Consider the following 24,313-nt stretch of genomic DNA (forward strand, 5'->3'; position numbering starts at 1 on the left):
AAGCAAATACAAGAACACAAAAACAACATCACATCGGAGGGGAGCGTATGACCTATTCAGGTAAGGTGGATATTCAGCAGGTGATCGACGAGAGTCCTTTTTCAGGGTTTCACTGGCTTCTTATCGTGCTGGGCTTTCTGGTTCTGGCGATCGATGGTTTTGATACGGCAGCGATGGGCTACATCGCGCCTACGCTGTCGGCGGAGTGGGGAATACATAAACAGGATTTGGGGCCGGTGCTGAGTGCGGCGCTGCTGGGGCTGTCGCTGGGAGCCCTTATTGCAGGTCCGGTATCGGACCGGATGGGACGCAAGCGCGTGCTGGTCTTCTCGTGCCTGTTCTTCGGCCTGGCGAGCCTGGGGACGGCCTGGGCGCAAAGCCTCAACACCCTGACGCTATGGCGCTTTCTGACGGGTCTCGGGCTCGGCGCCGCCATGCCTAACGCCATCACGCTGATCTCAGAGTTCGCCCCCCAGCGCTGCCGCGCCATGGCGATTAATACCATGTACTGCGGCTTCCCTCTGGGCGCAGCGGGCGGCGGGGCGATCTCTTCCTGGCTTATCCCTCACCACGGCTGGCGAAGCGTGCTGCTGACCGGCGCGATTGCGCCACTGATTTTAACCGTGCTGCTGGCGCTGCTGCTGCCGGAATCGGTGAAGTTTCTGGTGCAGCGCGGGAAAGACGTCGCGCAGGTTCGCCGCATTGCCAGCCGGTTCAGCCGCAGCACGCTGGAGAGCGTTACGGGCTTTTTCCTGGCGGAAGAGAAAGCTGCGTCTAAAAAAGGAAGCGTGGGGCAGCTGTTTTCCATGCCCTGGCTACCCGGCACCCTGATGCTGTGGGTGACTTATTTTATGGGGCTGGTGATTTACTACGTCCTGCTTAGCTGGATGCCGACGCTGATGCAGGGGATGGGTTATGCCCTGGCGGAATCCGCCTGGCTCACCTCGCTGTTTACCTTCGGCGGCACCGCAGGCATTCTGCTCGCGGGCTGGATGATGGACCGCTGGGAAGCGCACAAGGTGGTCGCAGGTGGTTTTGTGCTGACGATGGGCCTGATTCTTTTGCTTGGCCTTGAGCATAACCATATCGCCCTGTTTGGCGGGCTGATTTTCCTGATGGGGATCGCGATGAACGGCGCGCAGTCGGGCATGCAAACCCTGGCCGCCACCTTTTACCCTACCGAGTGCCGCGCGACGGGTATCGCCTGGATGCAGGGCATCGGTCGCTTTGGCGGCGTGGCGGGAACCATGACCAGCGCCCAGCTTCTTTCCCTGCAGTGGCAGGCAGACAGTATTTTAATGATCCTCAGCGTGCCCGCTCTGGTGGCCGCGACGGCAACCGTCTACAAAATGCTGTACAGCCGCTCTCAGGAACCCGGCGTCGCGTAGTTCCTCTCTTTTCTGCTATTCTGCCCCCGCAATTAAGGGGGCAGCATGCTTAACATCGTTTTATTCGAACCAGAAATTCCGCCAAACACCGGCAATATCATCCGCCTGTGCGCCAACACCGGTTTTCGTCTGCACATCATCGAGCCGATGGGCTTTACGTGGGACGACAAACGCCTGCGCCGCGCGGGGCTGGATTACCATGAATTTACCGCCGTGGTTCGCCATCACGATTACGCCGCGTTTCTGGAAGCAGAGAAGCCGCAGCGCATGTTCGCCTTGACCACCAAAGGCACGCCAGCGCACAGCGCCGCGAGCTATCAGGAGGGTGACTATCTGATGTTTGGCCCGGAAACCCGCGGCCTGCCGGCCACGATCCTGGATGCCCTGCCCGCTGAGCAGAAAATCCGTATTCCGATGATGCCGGACAGCCGCAGCATGAACCTGTCGAACGCGGTGTCGGTGGTGGTGTATGAAGCCTGGCGCCAGCTGGGTTACCCGGGCGCCATTCTCAGAAGTTAAATGCCGTCACCATACTCGAAGGTATGGTGAATGCCGTTGAAGTGCTGATCCATATCCATCGACGGCTTATCGCTGTCTGGCTTACCAACGATGCGCGCCGGTACGCCAGCGGCGGTGGTGTGCGGCGGCACGGGCTGGAGCACAACCGACCCCGCGCCAATCTTCGCGCCGCGCCCGACTTCGATATTGCCGAGGATTTTGGCGCCTGCGCCAATCATCACCCCTTCACGAATTTTCGGGTGGCGATCGCCGCTGGTTTTCCCGGTACCGCCCAGGGTAACCGACTGCAGGATCGAGACGTCGTCTTCAATCACCGCCGTTTCCCCGACAACGATCCCGGTGGCGTGGTCGAGCATGATCCCGCGGCCAATCTTCGCCGCCGGGTGAATATCAACCTGAAACGTCACGGAAACCTGGTTTTGCAGGAAGATCGCCAGCGCGCGGCGGCCTTCATTCCACAGCCAGTGGCCAATGCGGTACGCCTGCAGCGCGTGGAAGCCTTTCAGGTAGAGAAGCGGCGTAGAGTATTTATCGACCGCCGGGTCACGGGTGCGCACGGCCTGGATATCACAGGCGGCAGAGGCGATCATTTCCGGGTCAGCGGCGTAAGCCTCTTCCACCACCTCACGAATCGCAATCGCGGGCATGATCGAGGACGCCAGCTTGTTGGCGAGCATATAGCTCAGTGCGCTGCCGAGGTTTTCGTGCTTGAGTAGCGTCGCGTGATAGAAACTGGCCAGCATAGGCTCACAGTCCGCCAAAGCGCGGGCTTCGGCTTTAATATTATTCCAGACGATATCCAGTTCTTCACACGGCATTGCTAACTCCAGACGATAGTTAATGACCAGCCAGTTCTGCGCTGGCTGGGTCATTCAGGTGACGATACTTCCCGGCTAATTGCTGCTGCGCTCGTCCTTGCGCGCACGACCTAATAGGGTCAATGCTGCCTCGCGCGCATTTTTTCCGCAATACAATACCTGATAAATTTCCTCGGTTATTGGCATTTCGACACCAAACCGGTGCGCCAATTCGCGGACTTCTTTGGTATTGCGGTAGCCTTCCACCACCTGTCCAATCTTCTCCTGCGCGCTTTTTACATCGCTGCCTTGTCCGAGCATCATGCCAAAGCGGCGGTTACGAGACTGGTTATCGGTACAGGTCAGCACCAGATCCCCCAGACCCGCCATCCCCATAAAGGTGGCCGGATCGGCACCCAGCGCTTCGCCCAGACGGGACATCTCGGTTAAGCCGCGGGTAATCAACGCCGTACGCGCGTTGGCGCCAAAGCCAATACCGTCAGACATCCCGGCCCCAATGGCAATCACGTTCTTCACCGCGCCACCCAGCTGCACGCCGATAAAATCGGGGTTGCTGTAGACGCGGAAGCTCTTGCCGCAGTGCAGCAGTTGCTGGAGATCGTCGGAGAAGGCCTGATCGGTGGATGCCAGCGAGATCGCCGTCGGCAGGCCCGCAGCCAGCTCTTTGGCAAAGGTCGGCCCGGAGATGACCGCCAGCGGGATCTCATCCCCCAGCGCTTCGCGGGCAACGTCCTGCAGCAGACGTCCGGTTTCCGCTTCCAGCCCTTTGGTCGCCCAGACGATACGCGCATCCGGGCGCATCAGCGGCTTGATCTGATTCAGCACGTCGCCAAAGACATGGCTTGGCACCACAATCAAAATGTTGCGGCTGGCCGCCAGCGCGGTTGCAAGATCGCTTTCCAGGTGCAGGGTGTCAGGGAACGGAACGTCCGGGAGAAACGCCACATTGCAACGGTCGCGCTGCAGCGTGGCGATATGTTTTGGATCGTGGCCCCACAGGACCACGTCGTGACCATTTCTTGCCAGCGTGATGGCAAGAGCGGTGCCGTATGAGCCGGCACCGATCACAGTCATTGACGCATTAACAGTGCTCATCAGGCATCCTGATGTTGTTCGGCACCTTCGCCAGCCTGCTGCTGCAGATAGTTCATGAACAGCGCATCAAAGTTCACTGGCGCAAGGTTCAGTTGCGGGAATGTACCGCGAGAAACCAGGCTGGTGATGCATTCACGGGCATACGGGAACAGGATGTTCGGGCAGTATGCACCCAGGCAATGCGCCATCTGGTTGCCTTCAATGCCGCCGATGGAGAAGATACCGCCCTGCTGTACTTCGCACAGGAATGCAGTTTCTTCGCCCAGAGAGGCGGTCACGGTCACACGCAGTACGACTTCATACACGTCATCCGCCAGCTGGGTGGATGCGGTATCCAGATCAAGTTTAACCTCTGGCTGCCAGTCTTTCTGGAAAACGTGCGGCGCATTTGGCGCTTCGAAAGAGACATCCTTGGTGTAGATACGCTGGATCTGGAAAGTCATTTCGGTGTTGTTTTGTTCTGACATGGAAATACCCTTTTTAATTGTCCTAAAGTCTCTTAGCTCAGCAGCGGATCGAGTCCACCACGGGCGTCGAGCGCATACAAGTCATCACAGCCGCCAATGTGCTGCGCATCAATAAAAATCTGCGGAACCGTCGTACGACCACTACGTTGGATCATCTCTTCGCGTTTGATCGCGTCACCGTCGATCGGCAGTTCCTGGAACGTGACGCCTTTGCTGCTCAGCAGCGCTTTCGCACGGTGGCAGAACGGGCACGTCGCTTTGGTGTAGATCTCAATATTGGCCATGACTGAACTCCTTATTTACCGCGAACCAAAGGAAGATTTTCCCCGCTCCAGCCGGAAATCCCTTCTTTCAGTACCGTTACGTTTTCGAAGCCCGCTTTGTAAAGCGCGCTGGCAGATTCCTGCGCCTGCATACCGGTCGCATCCACAACGATAATGGGCTGGGCTTTGTGTTTCTCAAGCTCACCAACGTTGTTGGCTTTGATTTCAGCTGGCAACAGGTTGATTGCGCCGGCAATGTGACCTTTACGGAAATCGTCACGCTGACGCAGATCGACAACGACGGCATCTTCTTTGTTAATCAGACGCGTCGCTTCACCACGGGTGATAACCTTAATCTTAGACGTCAGGCTCTTAAATGTGGTGAACAGCACAGCAGCCAGCAGGCCAATCCACGCGATGCTCAGTACCGGATGGCGGCTAACGAATTGCATAATTTCTTGCATGGAGGGTAACTACTCCCGACTAAGTGATAAAAAACCAGGACAGGAGTATACCTGTGCGTTCTGGCAAATACAGCCAGCGACCATAACCTAATCCATTTTCTGCGGCATGCCACCTAAAAAAATGCCTCAAAATGGTCCGGTCAGCATCTTGCCCCCGCGTTTTCTTTGATCTTCTGCGGCTATTTGATCGATTCAGCTGTAGTAAAATTACGCAAATTTTGATTCTTGAGCATGAGGTTGTTGCAATGTCGGTTTCTAAAAAACCTATGGTACTGGTGATTCTGGATGGCTATGGCTACCGTGAAGACAGCCAGGATAACGCTATTTTCAACGCAAAAACCCCGGTCATGGATGCACTGTGGGCAAAACGTCCGCATACCCTGATTGACGCATCCGGTCTGGAAGTGGGCCTGCCGGATCGCCAGATGGGCAACTCCGAAGTTGGCCACGTTAACCTCGGCGCGGGTCGTATCGTGTATCAGGATCTGACCCGTCTGGACGTCGAAATCAAAGAACGCACCTTCTTCGCTAACCCGGTTCTCTGCGGTGCGGTAGATAAAGCCGTTGCGGCAGGTAAAGCGGTGCACATCATGGGTCTGCTTTCCGCAGGCGGCGTGCACAGCCACGAAGATCACATCATGGCGATGGTTGAACTGGCCGCTGAACGCGGTGCGGAAAAAATCTACCTGCACGCCTTCCTGGACGGTCGCGACACGCCACCGCGCAGCGCAGAAGGGTCCCTGAAAGCTTTCGAAGACAAATTCGCTGCGCTGGGCAAAGGCCGCGTGGCCTCCATCATTGGCCGTTACTACGCTATGGACCGCGACAACCGCTGGGGTCGCGTTGAACAGGCCTATGACCTGATGACTCTGGCAAAAGGGGAATTTCAGTTCCCGACTGCGGTTGAAGCACTTGAAGCCGCTTACGCGCGTGATGAAAACGATGAATTCGTAAAAGCGTCCGTGATTCGCGCGGAAGGCCAGGCCGATGCCGCAATGGAAGATGGCGACGCGCTGATCTTCATGAACTTCCGCGCTGACCGCGCGCGCGAAATCACCCGTGCGTTCGTCAACAGCGACTTCGACGGTTTCGCCCGTAAAAAAGTGGTGAACATCGACTTCATCCAGCTGACCGAATACGCGGCAGATATCAAAGCGCCGTGCGCGTACCCACCAGCCTCGCTGGCTAACACCTTCGGTGAGTGGATGGCGAAGAACGACAAAACCCAGCTGCGTATTTCCGAAACGGAAAAATACGCGCACGTGACCTTCTTCTTTAACGGCGGCGTTGAAGAGCCGTTCAAAGGCGAAGAGCGCATTCTGATCAACTCGCCGAAAGTCGCGACTTACGATCTGCAGCCAGAGATGAGCTCTGCGGAATTGACTGAAAAACTGGTCGCGGCCATCGAAAGCGGCAAGTACGACACCATCATTTGTAACTACCCGAACGGCGACATGGTCGGCCATACCGGCGTAATGGAAGCGGCAGTGAAGGCGGTTGAAGCGCTGGACCACTGCGTTGAGCAGGTTGCGAAAGCGGTTGAGTCCGTTGGCGGCCAGCTGCTGATCACCGCTGACCACGGTAACGCCGAGCAGATGCGTGACCCGGCAACCGGTCAGGCGCACACCGCCCATACCAACCTGCCTGTTCCACTGATTTATGTAGGTGATAAATCACTGAAAGCAGTAGAAGGCGGCAAGCTTTCCGACATCGCGCCAACCATGTTGTCGCTGATGGGTATGCCGATCCCTGAAGAGATGACTGGTAAGCCGCTGTTCATCGTGGAATAATCGCTCCCCATGAGGGGAAAGGCGATTTTTTCAATCACATGGGTCGTGAAGCCGCTTAGGCTATCAGTCAGACCTCTGCTTTGCGCCAGCGCACTCAGCGCTGGCGTATTGCTGTGCGCCGCATCCGCCCACGCGGATGACCGCGACCAGCTGAAATCCATTCAGGCCGATATCGCCGCCAAAGAGCGTGCGGTACGCCAGCAGCAACAGCAGCGCGCCGCCCTGCTCGCCCAGCTTAAGCAGCAGGAAGAGGCCATCTCCGCTGCCGCACGTAAACTCCGTGAAACGCAAAACACCCTCACCCAGTTGAACAAACAGATCGACGAGATGAATGCGTCGATTGCCAAACTGGAGCGCCAGCGTGATGCGCAGGAGCGCAACCTCGCAGCACAGCTGGATGCCGCATTCCGCCAGGGTGAGCATACCGGACTCCAGCTGATCCTCAGCGGTGAAGAGAGCCAGCGCGGCCAGCGTCTGCAGGCCTATTTCGGCTATCTGAACCAGGCGCGTCAGGAGACCATTGCACAGCTGAAGCAGACGCGTGAAGAGGTCTCCATCCAAAAAGCGGAGCTGGAAGAGAAGCAGAGCCAGCAGCAGACGTTGCTCTACGAACAAAAAGCGCAGCAGGCGAAACTTGAGCAGGCCCGTAACGAACGCAAGAAAACGCTGTCCGGTCTTGAGTCCTCCATTCAGGCAGGACAGAGCCAGCTGAGCGAAATGCGCGCCAACGAATCAAAACTGCGTAACAGCATTGCCCGTGCGGAAGCCGCAGCGAAGGCGCGCGCCGAAAAAGAGGCCCGCGAGGCGCAGGCGGTTCGCGACAAGCAGCAGGAAGCCTCCCGCAAAGGGACCACCTACAAGCCAAGCGAAAGCGAACGCTCCCTGATGTCGCGTACCGGCGGTCTGGGTTCCCCGCGCGGTCAGGCCTACTGGCCCGTTCGCGGCACTATTCTGCATCGCTATGGCGAACAGCTGCAGGGTGAGCTACGTTGGAAAGGGATCGTTATCGGTGCGTCTGAAGGTAGCGAAGTGAAAGCCATCGCCGATGGCCGCGTGATCCTGGCCGACTGGCTGCAGGGTTACGGGCTGGTGGTGGTGGTCGAGCATGGTAAAGGCGACATGAGTCTTTACGGCTACAACCAGAGCGCGCTGGTCAGCGTCGGCACCCAGGTGCGCGCCGGCCAACCCATCGCCCTTGTGGGCAGCAGTGGCGGTCAGGGCCGCCCGTCACTCTATTTCGAAATTCGTCGTCAGGGTCAGGCGGTCAATCCACAGCCGTGGTTGGGAAGATAAGTTTTGCTTCAATTTCGTCGAATGGTTCTCTCCGTCGTCAGCGCACTGGCGCTGGCTGCACCGGTATATGCAGGTAAACTCGCCATCGTGATTGATGACTTCGGTTATCGACCACACTATGAAAATCAGGTGCTGGCGATGCCGTCAGCCATCTCCGTCGCCGTCCTGCCGAATGCGCCTCACGCGCATGAAATGGCGACCAAAGCGCACAATAGCGGCCACCAGGTCCTCATCCATCTTCCGATGGCACCGCTCAGCAAGCAGCCGCTGGAAAAAGACACCCTGCGCCCGGATATGAGCAGCGATGAGATCGAGCGCATCATCCGCGACGCCTATAACAAGGTGCCGTATGCCGTGGGTCTGAACAACCATATGGGTAGCGCGATGACCTCCAGCCTGTACGGTATGCTGAAGGTGATGCAGGCGCTGGAGCGTTACAATCTCTATTTCCTCGACAGCATGACCATTGGCAACAGCCAGGCGATGCGTGCCGCTCAGGGTACGAGGGTGAAGGTCATCAAGCGCAAAGTCTTCCTGGACGACTCCCAGAACGAAGCGGATATCCGCGTGCAGTTCAACCGCGCGGTACAGCTGGCGCGTCGTAACGGTTCGGCGATTGCCATCGGGCACCCGCATCCGTCTACCGTTCGCGTTTTGCAGCAAATGCTGCCGACCTTACCCGCCGATATCACGCTGGTACGCCCGAGCGATCTGCTCAATGAACCGCAGGTAGACACGTCTCGTCCGGAGAGCGCTCAACCTCCGGCAACGCAGCCGCGTAATCCGTTCCGCGGCGTGAAGAACTGCGCGCTGAAAAAGCCGCTCGAGCCGGTGCATGCAACCCGCTTCTTTGCGGTCATCAGCGAAAGCGTGGGCCAAAGTACGCTGGTGCAGTACTTCCAGCACCAGTGGCAGGGATGGGGTAAAAAAGTCTCAGCGAACCAATCCCAGTGACAGGCGATTAAGGTAGAAAGATGCCACAGCGACACAAAATTCTGCTCCTCGATACCGGTAAAGAGTGGGGAGGAGGCACCAACAGCATGCTCGAGCTTCTGAAGCGGATTAACCGCGAGAAGTTCGATATTACCTGTTGTTTTTACAGTGATTACAGCCGGGCCGAAGGACAAACCATCGGCCAGGTGTTGAACGGCATTGGCATCCCGTTAATTGTCATTCCGCAGCAAAAGCAGCCCGGATGGGCGAAGGTTGCGAAAGAGCTGGGCCGCAGCCTGCTATTTTTCTCGCGCAGCGCCCGCAAGGCATTTACCCGACATATTGATACGCTCTGGCGCATCCGGCCCAACGTCAGCAAGATCGAGACGATTTTCAGGGAAGGCGGTTTCGATACGCTGTACATGAACAATCAGCCGGGCTCTAACGAAGAGGGTTATCTGGCGGGCGCGAACCTGCATGCGCGGATAATTCAGCATTGCCGGATTGAACCGGTGCTGACCCCACCGCTGGTGAAGCTGGTGAATGCCCATGCCACAAAAATCATCGCCGTCTCGCACGGCGTTGAACGCGTGCTTCTTCAGCATGGCGTCCGGCCCGAGCTGTGTACCACGGTCAACAACGCCATCGACATCCACCAGCCTTTGCCCGACCGACGCGCCATGCGCCAGCGTCTGAACATTGATGATGAGACGTTTGTGTTCGGCAGCATTGGGTCGCTTATCCCTCGCAAGTCCAATCACCACACGCTGGAGGCGCTGGCCCAGTTCAACCAGAAGCACCCGCAGGCAAAATGGAAGATGGTGCTGGTCGGTGAAGGGGCTGAACGCGGCGCGCTGACGGCGCAGGCTGACGCGCTGGGGATTGCTGAGCACGTCATTTTTACCGGTTTCCAGAACACGCCTTTTGACTATCTCGCCACCTTTGACGCGTTTATTCTGGCTTCGAAGAGCGAAGGTTTGCCCCGCGTCGTGCTGGAGGCAATGCTGCTGAATATCCCGGTGATTGGCTCAAAGGTAACCGGCACGGCAGAATTGATCGACCATGAGTCGACCGGGCTGCTGTTTCCGTGGAGCGATGTGTCGCAACTTGCTCAACATCTGGATAATATCTGGCAGGATCCTGCTCTGCGCGCCCGGCTCGCCGCAGCCGCGCACCAGAATGTCTGCAACGTGTATGCCATTGAAAGCTATGTTAACGGTGTCGAGGCCGTTCTTGGCGCGCAATAACCAAACGAGAAGAACATGTTTAAATTCCTGAATGCTCGCTACCGCCACATTACCGGGCGTCATAACATTCCTTACGCTTCCCTTCCGGTCACGCGCGATCTCGTTGCGGTTGATTCCATCGTGATCCCTTGTACGGGCGCGGATTTCGTCGAAGAGGCGTTATTATCAGCGACCTTTGCAGAGCGTTACGCCACCGACGTCAGCGAGATTGTTATCGTCAGCGATCAGCCTGAATCCGCTTTCGGCGAGCTGCCGCCAAAAACCCGCGTTGTGACCCTCACGCTGCCAAAACGTGAAGAGGGGTACCGCTATAAGCAGATCTACCTCAGCCGTCTGGTGAAGCTTAACGCTCCGCTTCAGGCGCGCGGTGAAGGGGTGCTGATGATTGACTCCGATCTCAACCTGCTCAAGATGCCCCAGATCAACATGGCGGATATGCACATCTACTCCAGCTTCCGTCAGGGCAAAATGATTGCCAAGCTGGACGGCGCCCCCGCAGAAAAAGTGCCGGCATATTACAAAGAAACGGTGCGCCCGTATCTGGTCGATCACGTTAACGGCGCGTTTCTTGCCGCAACCAAAAAGACCTGGCGTCGCATCTGCCCGCTGTGGCTGACGCTGTTCCAGGATACCTGGGAACTGATGGACGACACGCAGCCGCCGACCGATCAGCTGCCGCTCGCCGCGCTGCTGGACATGCTGGATGTTAAAACGGTTAACCTGGGCGACTGGATGAACTGGCCGGTCTCCAAGAAGATCGGCGGTCAGGAAGCCGTTGTGCCGAAAGAGGTGATTGGCGCGCACGGGGGTTTCCCGCTTTCCGAATGGCAGAAGTATCTGGAATCGCCGGATAACAAATTGCTGTTCAAAGGGCAGGACTATACCCGCAAGGTGCGCTACCTGACGGATGAAGAGAAAAAGAATCAGTAAAAAAGGGGGCCTGAGGCCCCTTTTTGTTTACTTATCCCAGCTCAGGATCACTTTCCCTGACTGGCCGGAACGCATCGCGTCGAAGCCCTGCTGGAACTCATCGATGGAGAAACGGTGAGTGATAATCGGGGACAGATCCAGGCCGGACTGGATCAGCGCTGCCATCTTGTACCAGGTTTCGAACATCTCGCGGCCATAGATGCCTTTGATGAACAGCCCTTTGAAGATGACTTTGTTCCAGTCGATGGACATATCTGACGGCGGAATGCCCAGCATCGCGATACGGCCACCGTGGTTCATAGTGTCCAGCATGGTGCGGAACGCCGGCGGCGCGCCGGACATCTCCAGGCCTACGTCAAAGCCTTCGGTCATACCCAACTCTTCCATCACGTCGGTCAGGCTCTCTTTCGAAACATCCACCGCACGGGTGACGCCCATTTTGCGCGCCAGCGACAGGCGGTATTCGTTCACGTCGGTGATCACCACGTTGCGCGCGCCCACGTGCTTCGCCACGGCTGCCGCCATAATGCCGATTGGGCCGGCGCCGGAGACCAGCACGTCTTCACCTACCAGGTCGAAGGAGAGCGCGGTGTGTACCGCGTTGCCGAACGGGTCGAAGATGGAGGCCAGATCGTCAGAGATATTGTCCGGGATTTTGAAGGCGTTAAACGCCGGGATCACTAGGTATTCCGCGAAGCAGCCCGGACGGTTTACGCCCACGCCGACGGTGTTGCGGCACAGGTGCGTACGGCCACCGCGACAGTTACGGCAGTGACCGCAGGTAATATGGCCTTCACCAGAGACGCGATCGCCAATGCTAAAGCCTTTGACTTCCTGGCCGATGCCGACCACTTCACCAACATATTCGTGACCGACAACCATTGGGACAGGAATGGTTTTTTGCGACCACTGATCCCAGTTGTAGATGTGAACGTCAGTACCGCAGATGGCGGTTTTACGAATTTTGATCAGCAGATCGTTATGACCGACTTCCGGCTCCGGCACGTCGGTCATCCAAATCCCTTCTTCCGCTTTCAGTTTGGATAACGCTTTCATCACACGTCCTCAGGCAATTACGCCCAGCTGTTTGCCGATGCGGGTAAAGGCTTCCACCGCACGCTCAATTTGTTCAGGCGAATGCGCCGCAGACATCTGGGTGCGGATACGCGCCTGACCTTTTGGTACCACCGGGAAGAAGAACCCGGTGACGTAAATCCCTTCTTTCTGCAGCTCACGGGCAAACTGCTGCGCCACAACTGCGTCGCCCAGCATCACCGGAATGATCGCGTGGTCAGCGCCGGCCAGGGTGAACCCTGCGGCGCTCATTTTTTCGCGGAACAGACGGGCGTTTGCCCACAGGCGGTCGCGCAGCTCGGCGCCGGACTCAACCATCTCCAGCACTTTGATGGAGGCGGCCACAATGGCTGGCGCCAGGGAGTTGGAGAACAGGTACGGACGGGAGCGCTGACGTAGCCACTCAACCACCTCTTTACGCGCAGCGGTATAACCGCCGGACGCGCCGCCAAGCGCTTTGCCCAGCGTACCGGTGATGATGTCCACGCGGCCCATCACGTCACAGTATTCATGGGAGCCGCGGCCGTTTTCACCGACAAAACCGACCGCGTGGGAGTCATCGACCATCACCAGCGCGTCGTATTTATCCGCCAGGTCGCACACGCCCTTCAGGTTGGCGATCACGCCGTCCATGGAGAATACGCCGTCGGTCGCGATCAGCACGTGGCGGGCACCCGCTTCGCGTGCCTCTTTGAGGCGCGCTTCCAGCTCAACCATGTCGTTGTTGGCGTAGCGGAAACGCTTCGCTTTACACAGGCGGACACCGTCGATGATGGAGGCGTGGTTCAGGGCGTCGGAGATAATCGCATCTTCTGCGCCGAGCAGGGTTTCAAACAGACCGCCGTTGGCGTCGAAGCAGGAGGAGTACAGAATCGCGTCTTCCATTCCGAGAAAGTTTGCCAGCTTTTGCTCAAGCTGCTTGTGGCTATCCTGGGTGCCGCAGATGAAGCGCACGGAGGCCATGCCGAAGCCGTGGGTATCCATGCCATTTTTCGCGGCGGCAATCAGCTCAGGGTGATTCGCAAGACCTAAGTAGTTGTTCGCGCAAAAGTTGATCACATGGCTGCCGTCGGCAACGGTGATGTCCGCCTGCTGGGCAGACGTGATAATACGCTCTTCTTTGAACAACCCTTCCGCACGTGCGGTGTCGAGGTCGCTGTTTAACTGTTTGTAAAAATCACCACGCATTGCAATTCTCCAGACTCGGCAAATTTTGGCACATATTACCCAAACCTATAGTTCATGACGAGATGACGCCGTATCTCTTCTCGTTTTTGCAGCATAAATCACGTGTACCCCTGCTGCATATCGGTGAATGGCTGAAGACCGGGCATTGTGATGATATGATATGATATGAATATTAGCGTCCGGGATTGTCCCCGGGCTCAACACTTCAAAGGTTACAGTTATGATCATCGTTACCGGCGGCGCGGGCTTTATCGGCAGCAACATTATCAAGGCTCTCAATGATAAGGGCATCACCGACATTCTGGTGGTGGACAACCTGAAAGACGGCACCAAGTTCGTTAACCTGGTGGATCTGAACATCGCTGACTACATGGATAAAGAAGACTTCCTTATCCAGATTATGGCGGGTGAAGAGTTCGGCGAGATCGAAGCCATCTTCCACGAAGGTGCGTGCTCTTCCACCACCGAGTGGGACGGCAAGTACATGATGGATAACAACTATCAGTACTCTAAAGAGCTCCTGCACTACTGCCTGGAGCGTGAAATTCCGTTCCTGTATGCCTCTTCCGCGGCAACCTACGGCGGGCGCACCTCGGACTTCATCGAATCCCGCGAATACGAGCAGCCGCTGAACGTCTACGGCTACTCCAAGTTCCTGTTTGACGAGTACGTGCGTCAGATCCTGCCGGAAGCGAACTCACAGATCGTCGGCTTCCGCTACTTCAACGTCTATGGGCCGCGCGAAGGCCACAAAGGCAGCATGGCGAGCGTAGCGTTCCACCTGAACACCCAGCTGAATAACGGTGAAAGTCCAAAACTGTTCGAAGGCAGCGACGGCTTCAAGCGTGACTTCGTCTACGTAGGCGACGTTGCAGCCGTAAACCTGTGGTTCCTGGAGAACGGCGTCTCCGGCATTTTCAACCTGGGCACGGGCCGCGCGGAATCCTTCCAGGCGGTGGCAGACGCGACGCTGGCATATCATAAGAAAGGCAGCATCGAGTACATTCCGTTCCCGGATAAGCTGAAAGGCCGCTACCAGGCGTTCACGCAGGCCGACCTGACCAACCTGCGCGCCGCGGGCTACGACAAGCCGTTCAAGACCGTTGCCGAAGGCGTAACGGAATATATGGCCTGGCTGAACCGCGACGCGTAAGTATGAAGATTCTGGTGATCGGCCCGTCATGGGTGGGCGACATGATGATGTCGCAAAGTCTCTATCGCACGCTCAAGGCGCGTTATCCCCAGGCGATAATCGACGTGATGGCACCCGCCTGGTGCCGTCCGCTGTTATCGCGTATGCCGGAAGTAAACGAGGCGATCCCGATGCCGCTCGGCCACGGGGCGCTGGAAATCGGCGAACGCCGCAAGCTCGGTCATAGCCTGCGCGAGAAGCGCTATGACCGTGCGTACGTGCTGCCTAACTCCTTTAAATCCGCCCTTGTGCCCTTCTTTGCGGGCATTCCACACCGTACCGGCTGGCGCGGCGAAATGCGCTACGGTCTGCTGAACGACGCGCGGGTGCTGGATAAAGCGGCCTGGCCGCTGATGGTGGAGCGCTACGTGGCGCTGGCCTACGACAAAGGCGTCATGCGCAGCGCGAAAGATCTGCCGCAGCCGCTACTGTGGCCGCAGCTTCAGGTTAACGACGGGGAGAAATCCCACATCTGCAACGCGTTTGGCCTTTCGTCCGAACGCCCAATGATTGGCTTCTGCCCCGGCGCAGAATTTGGCCCGGCAAAACGCTGGCCGCACTACCACTACGCCGAACTGGCGAAACAGCTGATCGACGAGGGCTACCAGATTGTGCTGTTTGGCTCGGCGAAGGATCACGAGGCGGGCAACGAAATTCTCGCCACGCTGAGCACCGAGCAGCAGGCCTGGTGCCGCAACCTGGCTGGAGAAACGCAGCTTGAGCAGGCCGTTATCCTGATTGCCGCCTGTAAGGCCGTGGTCAGCAATGACTCTGGCCTGATGCACGTCGCCGCCGCGCTGGAGCGTCCGCTGGTTGCGCTGTATGGCCCAAGCAGCCCAGACTTCACGCCGCCGCTGTCGCACAAAGCGCGCGTAATCCGTTTGATCACCGGCTACCACAAGGTACGCAAAGGCGATGCCGCTGAAGGTTACCATCAGAGCCTGATCGACATAACGCCGCAGCGCGTTCTCGAAGAGCTCAACGAACTGCTGTTGAGCGAAGAAGGATAACGGATGCGGGTATTGATCGTTAAAACCTCCTCAATGGGCGATGTGCTGCATACGCTACCGTCGCTGACGGACGCCATGCGGGCCATTCCCGGCATCCGTTTTGACTGGGTGGTAGAAGAAGGCTTCGCGCAGATCCCCACCTGGCATGAAGCGGTTGACCGCGTGATCCCGGTCGCGATTCGCCGCTGGCGCAAAGCGTGGTTCTCCGCGCCGATTAAAGCCGAGCGTAAAGCCTTCCGTGAAACGGTGCAGGCGCAGCGTTACGACACGATTATCGACGCGCAGGGGCTGGTGAAAAGCGCGGCGCTGGTCACGCGTCTGGCGCACGGCGTAAAGCACGGCATGGACTGGCACACCGCCCGCGAACCGCTGGCGAGTCTGTTCTATAACCGCCGCCACCACATCGCAAAGCAGCAGCACGCCGTAGAACGCACCCGCGAGCTGTTTGCGAAAAGCCTCGGCTATGCGAAACCGGAAGCGCAGGGCGACTACGCCATTGCGCAGCACTTTTTGCGCAATACAGATCCCTGTGCTCAGCCTTATCTTGTCTTTCTGCATGCCACAACGCGCGACGATAAGCACTGGCCGGAAACACACTGGCGAAGGCTGATTGAACTAATGCAACCCTCCGGTATCCATATTAAACTCCCGTGGGGCGCTGAGCATGAGCGGCAGCGTGCGGCGCGTCTGGCAGCAGGCTTTTCCCACGTCGAGGTGTTACCCAAACTCACGCTGGCGCAGGTTGCCGCAGAGCTGGCAGGCGCTAACGCCGTTGTTTCCGTGGATACGGGTTTAAGCCATTTAACCGCGGCGCTGGATCGCCCAAATATCACCCTTTTTGGCCCGACCGATCCCGGCCTGATCGGGGGCTATGGCAAAAACCAGCATCAGATGGTCAGCCCGACTCAGCAAACGAAGGATATCAGCGCAGATGCGATTTTTTCATTTTTACAGGGCAGCCGTTGGCTTTCCAACAGGGATATTTAACCCATGAGTTACGTATTTCTGCTGATTTTACTCTTTCCGGTGAAGCTTATCCGGAAGCTGTTGCGCAAAGAGACAGGGAAAAACCTGGTCATTCAGACAGCCAAAATCGGTGATTTTGTTAATGCAACGCCTCTTCTGGCCTGGCTGCAAAAAAGCGACGTGCTCATCAGCCGCAGCGTGGGTGCGCTGGCGAAGCACGACGAGACGGTCGAAGAGATTTATTTTATTGAGCAGCATAAGCGTAACCTGTGGCGTAAGCTCTGTTTCGCCTGCAGGATCATGAACCGCTATGACAACGTCTACCTTCTGCAGCCTAACAGCGTGAATCTTTTTTTCGCCTCCGTTTGTAACGCCAAAAACAAGCAATTCTTAAGCACTTACACGCGCAGGTGGTATCACGGGATTTTCTATTCAACGGCCGATGGTACGGTTGACCACGGTAGAAAAACGTTAACAGTCACTAACTATCTTAAGCTGGCCGACCGCGCTCTGACCTGGCAAGACTCTCCAAAGCACGCCACAAAGCCACTGTTTAAACCCGCGACTTATCCGGCGATCCTTGATAAACCCGGCGCGGTCCGCATTGGCATCAGTATCGCCGCCGGGAATAAAGCCAAAACCGTTCCGCCTGTCATCTGGAAGCAAATTGCCGATCGTCTCGCCGACCTGCCCTGCGAGTTTTATGTCTTTGGCGCCCCGAATGAACAGTCCTGGATGGATGACATCACCCGCGCTTACGGTGAACTGCCCAACTTTATTAATCTGATTGGCAAGATCTCGCTTGAAGAGCTTCCGTGGGCAATTTCTAAAATGGATTGTTATATCGCCTCCGACTCGGGGAATGTCTACATCGCCGATGCGGTTGGCGTGCCGGTCGTCTTACTGTTCGGTCCGTGCTGTCACTACGAGCAGCGCCCGCTTGGCAACGTGTTGCTGATTGGCAACGATGACAATATTTGCTCGTATGTTTTTGAAACTCGTTATTATTTCTCGCAAGGCCGGGAAGAACTCTTCGCGGTAACAGATGAATCGCTGGACGAACTCAAACATTTCATTTGCGGGCTACCAACAGCAAAATCTGCCTTTGATGCTCAGGGAAACTAATTAATATGGCTTTTCTCAGCATCATTATTGCCGCACATAATGCCGAAAACACGCTTCACGCCACACTGGAAAGTCTGCAAAACGCGATTGAGAATGCAGGCGATGATGTAGAAGTTATTATCATTAATGACAGTTCTAACGATTCCACACAGGATATTATTGAGGCGTGGTTGCCAAAGCTTCCGCATGCGCAATGCCAATACGTTGAGTACCGTAACGTAGGGCATGTTCGAAACAGCGCAGTCTCGCTGGCGTCAGGCGATTACATCACGATGCTTGATAGCGACGATCTGTTAAAGCCGGGTAGCATCCGGGATGCCGTCGCCTTCCTGAAAGCAGAGCGTCCTGATATGTTGCTGACGCGCCTGCTGGAAATACGCGATATGCGGAAAATCACCTCCGCCTGGCAGGGATTCACGCCCGTCTCATTATCGCAAAATGATGCAATAAAGCGTTTCCTGCAGCACAAAGATTTTCAGGCGCATCTCATCGGGCAATTCGTACACCGCAGGCTATACGCAACCAACCCTATCCCTTCTATGGTCTGCTATGAAGATTTCGCGGTATTTCCCGGCATGCTGATGCAATCGCGTAAAATCTTCTTTCAGCGTCAGGGACACTATTTTTACGTCAAACGCAGCGACAGTTTGTCGAGCCGTCTTGACGCCAGCAAAATCGCCACGCTGATTGAATGTACGCTACAGATGGAAAATACATTCCCGCAATCATTTAAGCATCTTATTAATTGCCACTGGTTTGATATTTACAGTAATCACCGACAATATCTGACCGACCTGCAGCTCAAACGGGTTAAGGCGCGGGTAAATGCACTTTATTCTTTCTCTTTTTTCTTCTCCAGAGATGTACGTTTCAGCTACAAAAAAAGGGTCATTGAGGCATTATGGAAAAAGTAAAACTGCGGCTCTATCAGCTGACGCTGATTTTGAGCCTCATTTCGTTTGCACTGGCGCTGCTGAGCTCAGGTAAACAACGCGAATTTTTCTATATTGCGGTTTATGCCAGCATTATCGGCTTAGCTTGCGAATATAAAAAAATCACCCTGCGCCCCTTTTCAATCGCGCTCCCCATATTGCTGATTGGGCTACTCAATCTTGTCTGGTATATGGTGTACGAATACCATAGCGAAGGTTTAAACGCTTATAGCGATTATCTGGGTGCCAGTAAGAAACTGATATTAGCGAGCATTCTCGTTTTCTATCTTGACCGGTTTAAAACTTACGTCGATAAAAGCGCTTTCCAGAAGTACTTCCTGTACGCGGCAGGTACAGGGTTTGTCCTCGCCACGGGATATGGCTTGTGGCAGGCGACGCAGGGTATGGCACGTATAGAGATGGCCATCAATCGCGCCACCGTATCTGCCTATGTTTACTCCGTACTGTCACTGGCGCTGGTATACAGCCTTTATCTTCAAAAAAACAGAAAACTGTATGTAGTCGCGGGTCTTACCATCTTAATATCTTACTTCGTTATTCTTTTAACGGGGACGCGTGCTGCAATGGGATTATATTTGCTCCTTGCGATTGTACTCACGCTCTACCACTTCAGAAGAATTCATCTGAAATCAACGCTGATTTTTTTATGTATTGTGGCAGGTGTAGTTGTCGTTAGTTACAAACCATTAATTTCACCCAAGATTATGCAAGTACAAGCTGAGCTTGAGAAATATGAAAGCGGAGTAGACGGCACCTCACTTGGCTCTCGTTTTACCATGTGGAATGTAGGTATTCAAAACGGGCTTGCACATCCACTAGGGCAATCATTAGAAGAAAGGTATTTCTGGACGCAACATTATATTAATGATGGACATCCTAATCTAATCACTGCACTTGGCTATTTAAAAATACACCTACACAATGAATTTATCGAAAAATACTCTCTGCAAGGGCTTCCGGGTCTGGCGATATTACTCTTTTTCTTCGTTTCGATGATCGCTTACGCGCTTAAAAACCGAAATGGCCTGCTGCTGACAACGATGCTTCTTTTATTACTCTATGGCCTGACGGACGTCATTTTATTGAGCTCAGAAGCCCTAATATTCTTTGTTACTCTGTTTGCATTGAGTACTCCCTTCTCGCAAACCAGACAACATCAATAAGAGATAATGCCCGCCAGCCGGGCATTATTTTTTCTTGTATTGATAAAACTCCGCCAGCGTCATCCCCACCGTCTTATCGGATAGCCAGCTAAAAAGCGCTTCTAAATCCTGATATAAACCTTCAATCGCCGCCTCATCTTTAAAGGTCGGACTTCCGCCTGGCATAAATTCAGACGAGTGAAGCATAAACTCCACATAATCCTGTCCCTGCGACAGACATTGCTGCGCGACCTGAATCATCTGCGACGCATTGCCACCGGTCGGTCGCAGCCAGTTCACGGAAGGCGAGCGATATTTACCGCGAAGCCGATCGTATCCCTGTTTGATCGTGTTCAACCAGGCCGGATGTTTATACTGAATGCTCATCGGCACTTCGAGTAAGGGGCTATTTCCCGCCTGAGAAATAGTATCTAAATCCATAAAATAGGCGTGGTCGGGGAAATGCTGATAATCCGTTCCACCATTGCCCTGCGGAGCACCTTTCGCATTGCGCCAGTTCACGCGTGGCGTCACGGAGCAATCAACCTGGTAGCCCAGTTCAACGAGCAATTTTGCATAGCGGCTATCAAATGCCCAACGCCCGGCGCGGTGGCTCAGCATTTTGGTCTGGAATGTCTCTTCCAGCAGACGGGTCATGAACAGCACTTTCTCACGCATCACCTCGTCTGAAAATTCAATCAGATACGGTTGCCAGCGCCAGTCATCTCCCGTGAGATCGTGCTCAGGTGGGCTATTCCATGCGTGAAGGTGCATTCCCACCTCCCCCTGACCGCGAGCGATCGCGTCCCTGGCGAATTCAATGAAAACGGGCTCGATTGCCATCTCATAGTTTGTCAGCCATACGGGCTTAAAACCAAAACGCTCACAGAGGGCCTGGAACCGGGCCAGATAGCGCGCATTTTCCGTTTTAATGACGCGGTGATTCTCCCAGAGATTATCGCCCTCAGTATCAATCGTGATGATAAACGCTGGTTTTTTCATAATGAGTCCGCATGACAGGGAAGTTAGCGCTATGTTACGCACTCTCCAAAGCCTGAGTAAACCCTTCCTGGGAAATTCCTGAGATTATGGAGAAAGAGTGCAAGTCGCTACCAGGTCTATTAGAATTGCCAACAGTACAACGCCGATAAGATGATGATGAATAACTTACCTGACACGCCTGATTTGCGCATTCTACTGATCAAACTCCGCCATCATGGCGATATGTTATTGACCACCCCCGTCATTGATTCATTACGTCAAAAATGGCCACAAGCGCAAATTGACGTGCTGTTGTATGAAGAAACGCGCGATATGCTCGCCGCGCACCCGACGATTGGCACTATTTATGGAATCGATCGTAAATGGAAGCAGCTGGGCACGCTAAAGCACCTTCAAAAGGAGTGGCAGCTGCTCTGCGCGTTACGAAAGCAACATTATCATCTGGTGATAAATCTTGCCGATCAGTGGCGTAGCGCTATCGTTACCCGTTTCACCGGTGCGCCGGTTCGCCTCGGATTCGCCTTTAACAAACGCAACAATCCATTCTGGCGTTTCTGTCATAGCGATTTAGTCTCTGTTGCAAATCACAAATCCCTGCACACCGTCGAACAAAATCTCTCCATTCTGTCACCATTACAGGTCGCGCCTGAGCCAGCTGTTACCATGGCCTACAGCGCAGAAGACTGGCACCACGCCCGCCAGCAGCTGGTGCAAAAAGGAGTGGGCGATAACTACATCGTCATTCAGCCGACATCACGCTGGTTCTTCAAATGCTGGGATGAAAGCAAAATGGCGCAAACCATCACCGCGCTGCAGCAGGATGGGCATACCGTTGTACTCACGGCCGGGCCGGATAAAAAAGAGCTGGCGATGATAGATCGCATACTCGCCGCCTCACCGAAAACGGGGGTCGTCTCGCTGGCGGGACAGCTAACGTTGCGCCAGCTGGCCTCACTCATCGACCACGCGTGTCTTTTTATTGGCGTTGACTCCGTTCCGATGCATATGGCCGCCGCGCTGCAGACGCCCTGCGTGGCGCTGTTTGGCCCCTCCAAACTGACGTTTTGGTCTCCATGGCAAGTCAACGGTGAAGTCATCTGGGCTGGCGACTACGGTCCCCTTCCCGATCCCGACGCTATTGATACCAAAACGAAAGAACGCTATCTCGACGCCATTCCTGTTGATGCTGTCGTCTCCGCTGCAAGGAGATATTTGTCATGAAACACCATCGTCTGGCGATTGTTCGCCAAAAGTATCGCCCTGATGGCGGAGCGGAGCGCTTCGTTTCACGTGCGCTCACCGCGCTGAGCAATCAGAATCTTGAACTCAACGTCATTACGCGTGAATGGCAGGGCGAGAGACAGGACGACTGGCATATCCATATTTGCGACCCGCGCAAATGGGGCCGAATTAGCCGCGAACGCGGGTTTGCCCATGCTGCCCGCGTGCTGTGGCAGCAACAGCAGTTTGATATTGTGCAAAGCCACGAGCGGATTCCGGGCTGTGATATCTACCGCGCTGGCGATGGCGTTCATCGCCGCTGGCTGCTACAGCGTGCGCGCATCCTGCCCGCCTGGCGCGCGAAAATGCTGATGGTCGACCGCTATCACCGCTACGTGATGCACGCCGAGCGTGAAATGTACCAGGCGCCAGAGCTGAAAGCGGTTATCTGTAATGCGGAGATGATCAAACGCGAAATCGTCGAAGACTTTGATATTGACGCAAAAAAGATACATGTGATTTATAATTCAATTGATTCCAGCCGCTTCGTTCCGGCCCAGGAAGCACAGCGTGCCGCGCTGCGTCAGCAATTTGGTTTGCCAGCCGATGCCGTGGTGTTCTGTTTTGTAGGATCGGGATTTGAACGAAAAGGATTGGCCAGCGCCATACGCGCTATCGCAGGAACTTCAGCCTGGCTGATTGTGGTTGGACAGGATAAAGCAGAACATCGTTATCGTGACCTCGCCCGTTCATTGGGCTGCGAAGGGCAAATCCGTTTCCTGGGGATGCAGAAAGAAACGCTGCCTTTTTATCAGCTATCCGATGGTTTACTGTTGCCAACGCTGTATGATCCCTTTCCAAACGTCATTCTTGAAGCGATGGCCTGCGGCTTGCCCGTCATTACTTCAGAGAGTTGCGGAGGCGCTGAATTTATTCAGCAAGGCCAGAACGGATTTTATTGTGACGCCCTGGATATCAACACATTGAAGGAGGCAATTGCAGCCACTCCTTCTCTGGGAAAAAATAACACGATGGGGCAAGCGGCACGTGAACGGGTAAAAGACGCCACCCCCGAAAAACTGTCAAGTCAGCTTATTTCGCTTTATCAAAAATTACTGGATTAAAAATGCGCATCCTAATGATTATTGATGGTTTACCCGGTGGGGGAGCTGAAAAAACAGTTCTTACACTTTCCAGCGGATTAACGGAAATGGGGCATCAGGTCTCCCTTTTCTCTCTGCGGAAAGTGTGTGATTACGCCATCCCGGAAGGCATTGATTATCAGGTGGTCCAGGATACCTGCAAAAAACCGTGGCGCAAGTTGACGGAGATCCCACGCCGAGCCCGCCTGCTGGATCAGGCAATTGAGCGGGCTGAGCGCAGCGGAAAATTTGACGTTGTGTTCTCTCATCTGCACAAAACTGACCGCATTGTGGCGCACTGCCGCGCGCTGGAGCGTGAAAAAGTCTGGTTCTGCGTGCATGGCATGTTCTCTTTCTCCTATCTTCGCCATCGCAGCGGGCTGTCGCGCTGGTTTAAGCATCTTAAAATTCGTCATACCTACGAAAACCGAAACGTTGTCGCCGTCTCAGGCGCCGTGCTGAAAGACCTTTCCGAGACCCTGGCTCTGAAACTCCGGCGTAAAGCGGTTATCCACAATCCTTTTGATATCCCTGAAATTCAGCGTCTGGCGGATGCCCCCTTCGAGATGCAAGGGAAGGATTACATCATCCATGTCGGCCGCTTCCATGAGCACAAACGCCACGACCGTCTTTTACGCGCATTCGCACAGAGCCAGCTCGACACTACGCTTGTCATGATGGGCAATGGTTCCGAAGCCAAAATTCAAAAGCTCAAACAGCTTGCCCGCGACCTGGGTATTGAAGACAAGACGGTTTTCCGTCCCTTCGACTCCAATCCCTACCCCTGGATTAAAGGGGCACGCCTCTTAGTGTTAAGTTCTGACTGCGAAGGTTTTGGTAATGTGCTGGTGGAATCCATTATCTGCCAGACGCCACCGGTCAGTACCAATTGTCCGGGTGGCCCCGCAGAAATCCTCACCGGCGCCTTAGCGCGCGGGCTGGCAGAGCTAAATGACGCATCACTGGCAAAAACCCTGGTAGATATTTATACCGCCCCGCCGGTCGTTGGCGATGCAACGATTGCGTCGTTCGGTATCAATGCCATTTGCCAGCAGTACATTGCTTTGGTCGACAATCAAAAATAATCAGGT

24 protein-coding genes are annotated in these 24,313 nt (G+C 55.2%); 16 read left to right on the forward strand and 8 right to left on the reverse strand.

Annotation, left to right across the window (positions count from 1 at the left end):
- Positions 1 to 47 precede the first annotated feature (47 nt).
- Together IM295_RS14000 and trmL are read left to right on the forward strand one after the other, a co-directional pair.
- On the forward strand, positions 48 to 1,388 hold the full coding sequence (locus tag IM295_RS14000; protein WP_193066839.1) for an aromatic acid/H+ symport family MFS transporter: 1,341 nt from the start codon (positions 48 to 50) through the stop codon (positions 1,386 to 1,388).
- A 45-nt stretch (positions 1,389 to 1,433) separates the two neighbouring features.
- The gene (gene trmL, locus IM295_RS14005) at positions 1,434 to 1,907 is read left to right on the forward strand and encodes a tRNA (uridine(34)/cytosine(34)/5-carboxymethylaminomethyluridine(34)-2'-O)-methyltransferase TrmL (protein ID WP_193051581.1); all 474 of its coding nucleotides are present in this window, start codon (positions 1,434 to 1,436) and stop codon (positions 1,905 to 1,907) included.
- Here the strand turns inward: trmL and cysE are convergent.
- From cysE to IM295_RS14030, 5 genes are all read right to left on the reverse strand, one after another.
- On the reverse strand, positions 1,904 to 2,725 hold the full coding sequence (gene cysE / locus IM295_RS14010) for a serine O-acetyltransferase (RefSeq protein WP_008502718.1): 822 nt from the start codon (positions 2,723 to 2,725) through the stop codon (positions 1,904 to 1,906). The two genes, trmL and cysE, sit on opposite strands and share 4 nt — an antisense overlap.
- Before the next feature lie 75 nt (positions 2,726 to 2,800).
- On the reverse strand, positions 2,801 to 3,820 hold the full coding sequence (gene gpsA / locus IM295_RS14015) for an NAD(P)H-dependent glycerol-3-phosphate dehydrogenase (protein ID WP_045630251.1): 1,020 nt from the start codon (positions 3,818 to 3,820) through the stop codon (positions 2,801 to 2,803).
- Entirely contained in the window at positions 3,820 to 4,287 is a 468-nt protein-coding gene (secB, locus tag IM295_RS14020) for a protein-export chaperone SecB (RefSeq protein WP_003860835.1), read from the reverse strand. The genes gpsA and secB overlap by 1 nt, the downstream gene beginning before the upstream one ends.
- Positions 4,288 to 4,319: 32 nt before the next feature.
- Entirely contained in the window at positions 4,320 to 4,571 is a 252-nt protein-coding gene (gene grxC, locus IM295_RS14025) for a glutaredoxin 3 (protein ID WP_028015037.1), read from the reverse strand.
- An 11-nt stretch (positions 4,572 to 4,582) separates the two neighbouring features.
- Positions 4,583 to 5,014 carry a rhodanese-like domain-containing protein gene (locus IM295_RS14030; protein ID WP_014882007.1) on the reverse strand — a complete coding sequence of 144 codons (432 nt, stop codon included), beginning with the start codon at positions 5,012 to 5,014 and terminating at the stop codon, positions 4,583 to 4,585.
- A gap of 245 nt (positions 5,015 to 5,259) precedes the next feature.
- Between IM295_RS14030 and gpmM the strand changes: the two genes are divergently transcribed.
- From gpmM to IM295_RS14055, 5 genes are read left to right on the forward strand one after another with little or no spacing between them, the layout of a single operon-like run.
- On the forward strand, positions 5,260 to 6,804 hold the full coding sequence (gene gpmM, locus IM295_RS14035) for a 2,3-bisphosphoglycerate-independent phosphoglycerate mutase (RefSeq protein ID WP_193066840.1): 1,545 nt from the start codon (positions 5,260 to 5,262) through the stop codon (positions 6,802 to 6,804).
- A gap of 33 nt (positions 6,805 to 6,837) precedes the next feature.
- On the forward strand, positions 6,838 to 8,097 hold the full coding sequence (gene envC, locus IM295_RS14040; RefSeq protein ID WP_248111293.1) for a murein hydrolase activator EnvC: 1,260 nt from the start codon (positions 6,838 to 6,840) through the stop codon (positions 8,095 to 8,097).
- Between the two features lie 3 nt (positions 8,098 to 8,100).
- Positions 8,101 to 9,051: a divergent polysaccharide deacetylase family protein gene (locus IM295_RS14045; protein ID WP_193066842.1), complete on the forward strand. Its 951-nt coding sequence runs from the start codon at positions 8,101 to 8,103 to the stop codon at positions 9,049 to 9,051.
- Positions 9,052 to 9,071: 20 nt separating this feature from the next.
- A complete protein-coding gene (locus tag IM295_RS14050) occupies positions 9,072 to 10,277 on the forward strand; it encodes a glycosyltransferase (RefSeq protein WP_193066843.1) in 1,206 nt (401 codons plus the stop codon).
- 15 nt (positions 10,278 to 10,292) lie between these two features.
- Complete coding sequence (locus IM295_RS14055; protein ID WP_045260055.1) at positions 10,293 to 11,207, forward strand: hypothetical protein; 915 nt, start codon at positions 10,293 to 10,295, stop codon at positions 11,205 to 11,207.
- A 27-nt stretch (positions 11,208 to 11,234) separates the two neighbouring features.
- On the opposite strand, the gene tdh is transcribed toward IM295_RS14055, so the two are convergent.
- Entirely contained in the window at positions 11,235 to 12,263 is a 1,029-nt protein-coding gene (gene tdh / locus IM295_RS14060) for an L-threonine 3-dehydrogenase (RefSeq protein ID WP_006812404.1), read from the reverse strand.
- A gap of 9 nt (positions 12,264 to 12,272) precedes the next feature.
- Positions 12,273 to 13,469: a glycine C-acetyltransferase gene (gene kbl, locus IM295_RS14065; protein ID WP_045260056.1), complete on the reverse strand. Its 1,197-nt coding sequence runs from the start codon at positions 13,467 to 13,469 to the stop codon at positions 12,273 to 12,275.
- A gap of 220 nt (positions 13,470 to 13,689) precedes the next feature.
- Here kbl and rfaD point away from each other — a divergent pair, with 220 nt between their 5' ends.
- From rfaD to IM295_RS14095, 6 genes are read left to right on the forward strand one after another with little or no spacing between them, the layout of a single operon-like run.
- Positions 13,690 to 14,622 (forward strand): ADP-glyceromanno-heptose 6-epimerase, encoded by a 933-nt coding sequence (gene rfaD, locus IM295_RS14070; RefSeq protein WP_028015031.1) that lies wholly within the window; start codon positions 13,690 to 13,692, stop codon positions 14,620 to 14,622.
- A 2-nt stretch (positions 14,623 to 14,624) separates the two neighbouring features.
- The gene (gene rfaF, locus IM295_RS14075; RefSeq protein WP_193066844.1) at positions 14,625 to 15,671 is read left to right on the forward strand and encodes an ADP-heptose--LPS heptosyltransferase RfaF; all 1,047 of its coding nucleotides are present in this window, start codon (positions 14,625 to 14,627) and stop codon (positions 15,669 to 15,671) included.
- A gap of 3 nt (positions 15,672 to 15,674) precedes the next feature.
- Positions 15,675 to 16,658 (forward strand): lipopolysaccharide heptosyltransferase RfaC, encoded by a 984-nt coding sequence (gene rfaC / locus IM295_RS14080; RefSeq protein WP_193066845.1) that lies wholly within the window; start codon positions 15,675 to 15,677, stop codon positions 16,656 to 16,658.
- 3 nt (positions 16,659 to 16,661) lie between these two features.
- Positions 16,662 to 17,762, forward strand: a complete 1,101-nt coding sequence (locus IM295_RS14085; RefSeq protein WP_049137160.1) for a glycosyltransferase family 9 protein — start codon at positions 16,662 to 16,664, stop codon at positions 17,760 to 17,762.
- A 5-nt stretch (positions 17,763 to 17,767) separates the two neighbouring features.
- Entirely contained in the window at positions 17,768 to 18,676 is a 909-nt protein-coding gene (locus IM295_RS14090) for a glycosyltransferase family 2 protein (RefSeq protein ID WP_193066846.1), read from the forward strand.
- Positions 18,664 to 19,878, forward strand: coding sequence for an O-antigen ligase (locus IM295_RS14095; protein ID WP_193066847.1), 1,215 nt, complete (start codon positions 18,664 to 18,666; stop codon positions 19,876 to 19,878). Before IM295_RS14090 ends, IM295_RS14095 begins: the two co-directional genes overlap by 13 nt.
- A gap of 24 nt (positions 19,879 to 19,902) precedes the next feature.
- Here IM295_RS14095 and IM295_RS14100 read toward each other — a convergent pair whose 3' ends face one another.
- Positions 19,903 to 20,859, reverse strand: a complete 957-nt coding sequence (locus tag IM295_RS14100) for a polysaccharide deacetylase family protein (protein WP_150145124.1) — start codon at positions 20,857 to 20,859, stop codon at positions 19,903 to 19,905.
- A 150-nt stretch (positions 20,860 to 21,009) separates the two neighbouring features.
- Here IM295_RS14100 and rfaQ point away from each other — a divergent pair, with 150 nt between their 5' ends.
- From rfaQ to IM295_RS14115, 3 genes are read left to right on the forward strand one after another with little or no spacing between them, the layout of a single operon-like run.
- The gene (rfaQ, locus tag IM295_RS14105; RefSeq protein ID WP_049001246.1) at positions 21,010 to 22,080 is read left to right on the forward strand and encodes a putative lipopolysaccharide heptosyltransferase III; all 1,071 of its coding nucleotides are present in this window, start codon (positions 21,010 to 21,012) and stop codon (positions 22,078 to 22,080) included.
- On the forward strand, positions 22,077 to 23,204 hold the full coding sequence (locus IM295_RS14110) for a glycosyltransferase family 4 protein (protein WP_193066848.1): 1,128 nt from the start codon (positions 22,077 to 22,079) through the stop codon (positions 23,202 to 23,204). Before rfaQ ends, IM295_RS14110 begins: the two co-directional genes overlap by 4 nt.
- A 2-nt stretch (positions 23,205 to 23,206) precedes the next feature.
- Positions 23,207 to 24,307 (forward strand): glycosyltransferase, encoded by a 1,101-nt coding sequence (locus IM295_RS14115; RefSeq protein ID WP_041911667.1) that lies wholly within the window; start codon positions 23,207 to 23,209, stop codon positions 24,305 to 24,307.
- The last annotated feature ends 6 nt before the right edge of the window (positions 24,308 to 24,313 follow it).

Source organism: Enterobacter cloacae complex sp. P14RS (genome assembly GCF_014895895.1).
Lineage (GTDB): Bacteria > Pseudomonadota > Gammaproteobacteria > Enterobacterales > Enterobacteriaceae > Enterobacter > Enterobacter bugandensis.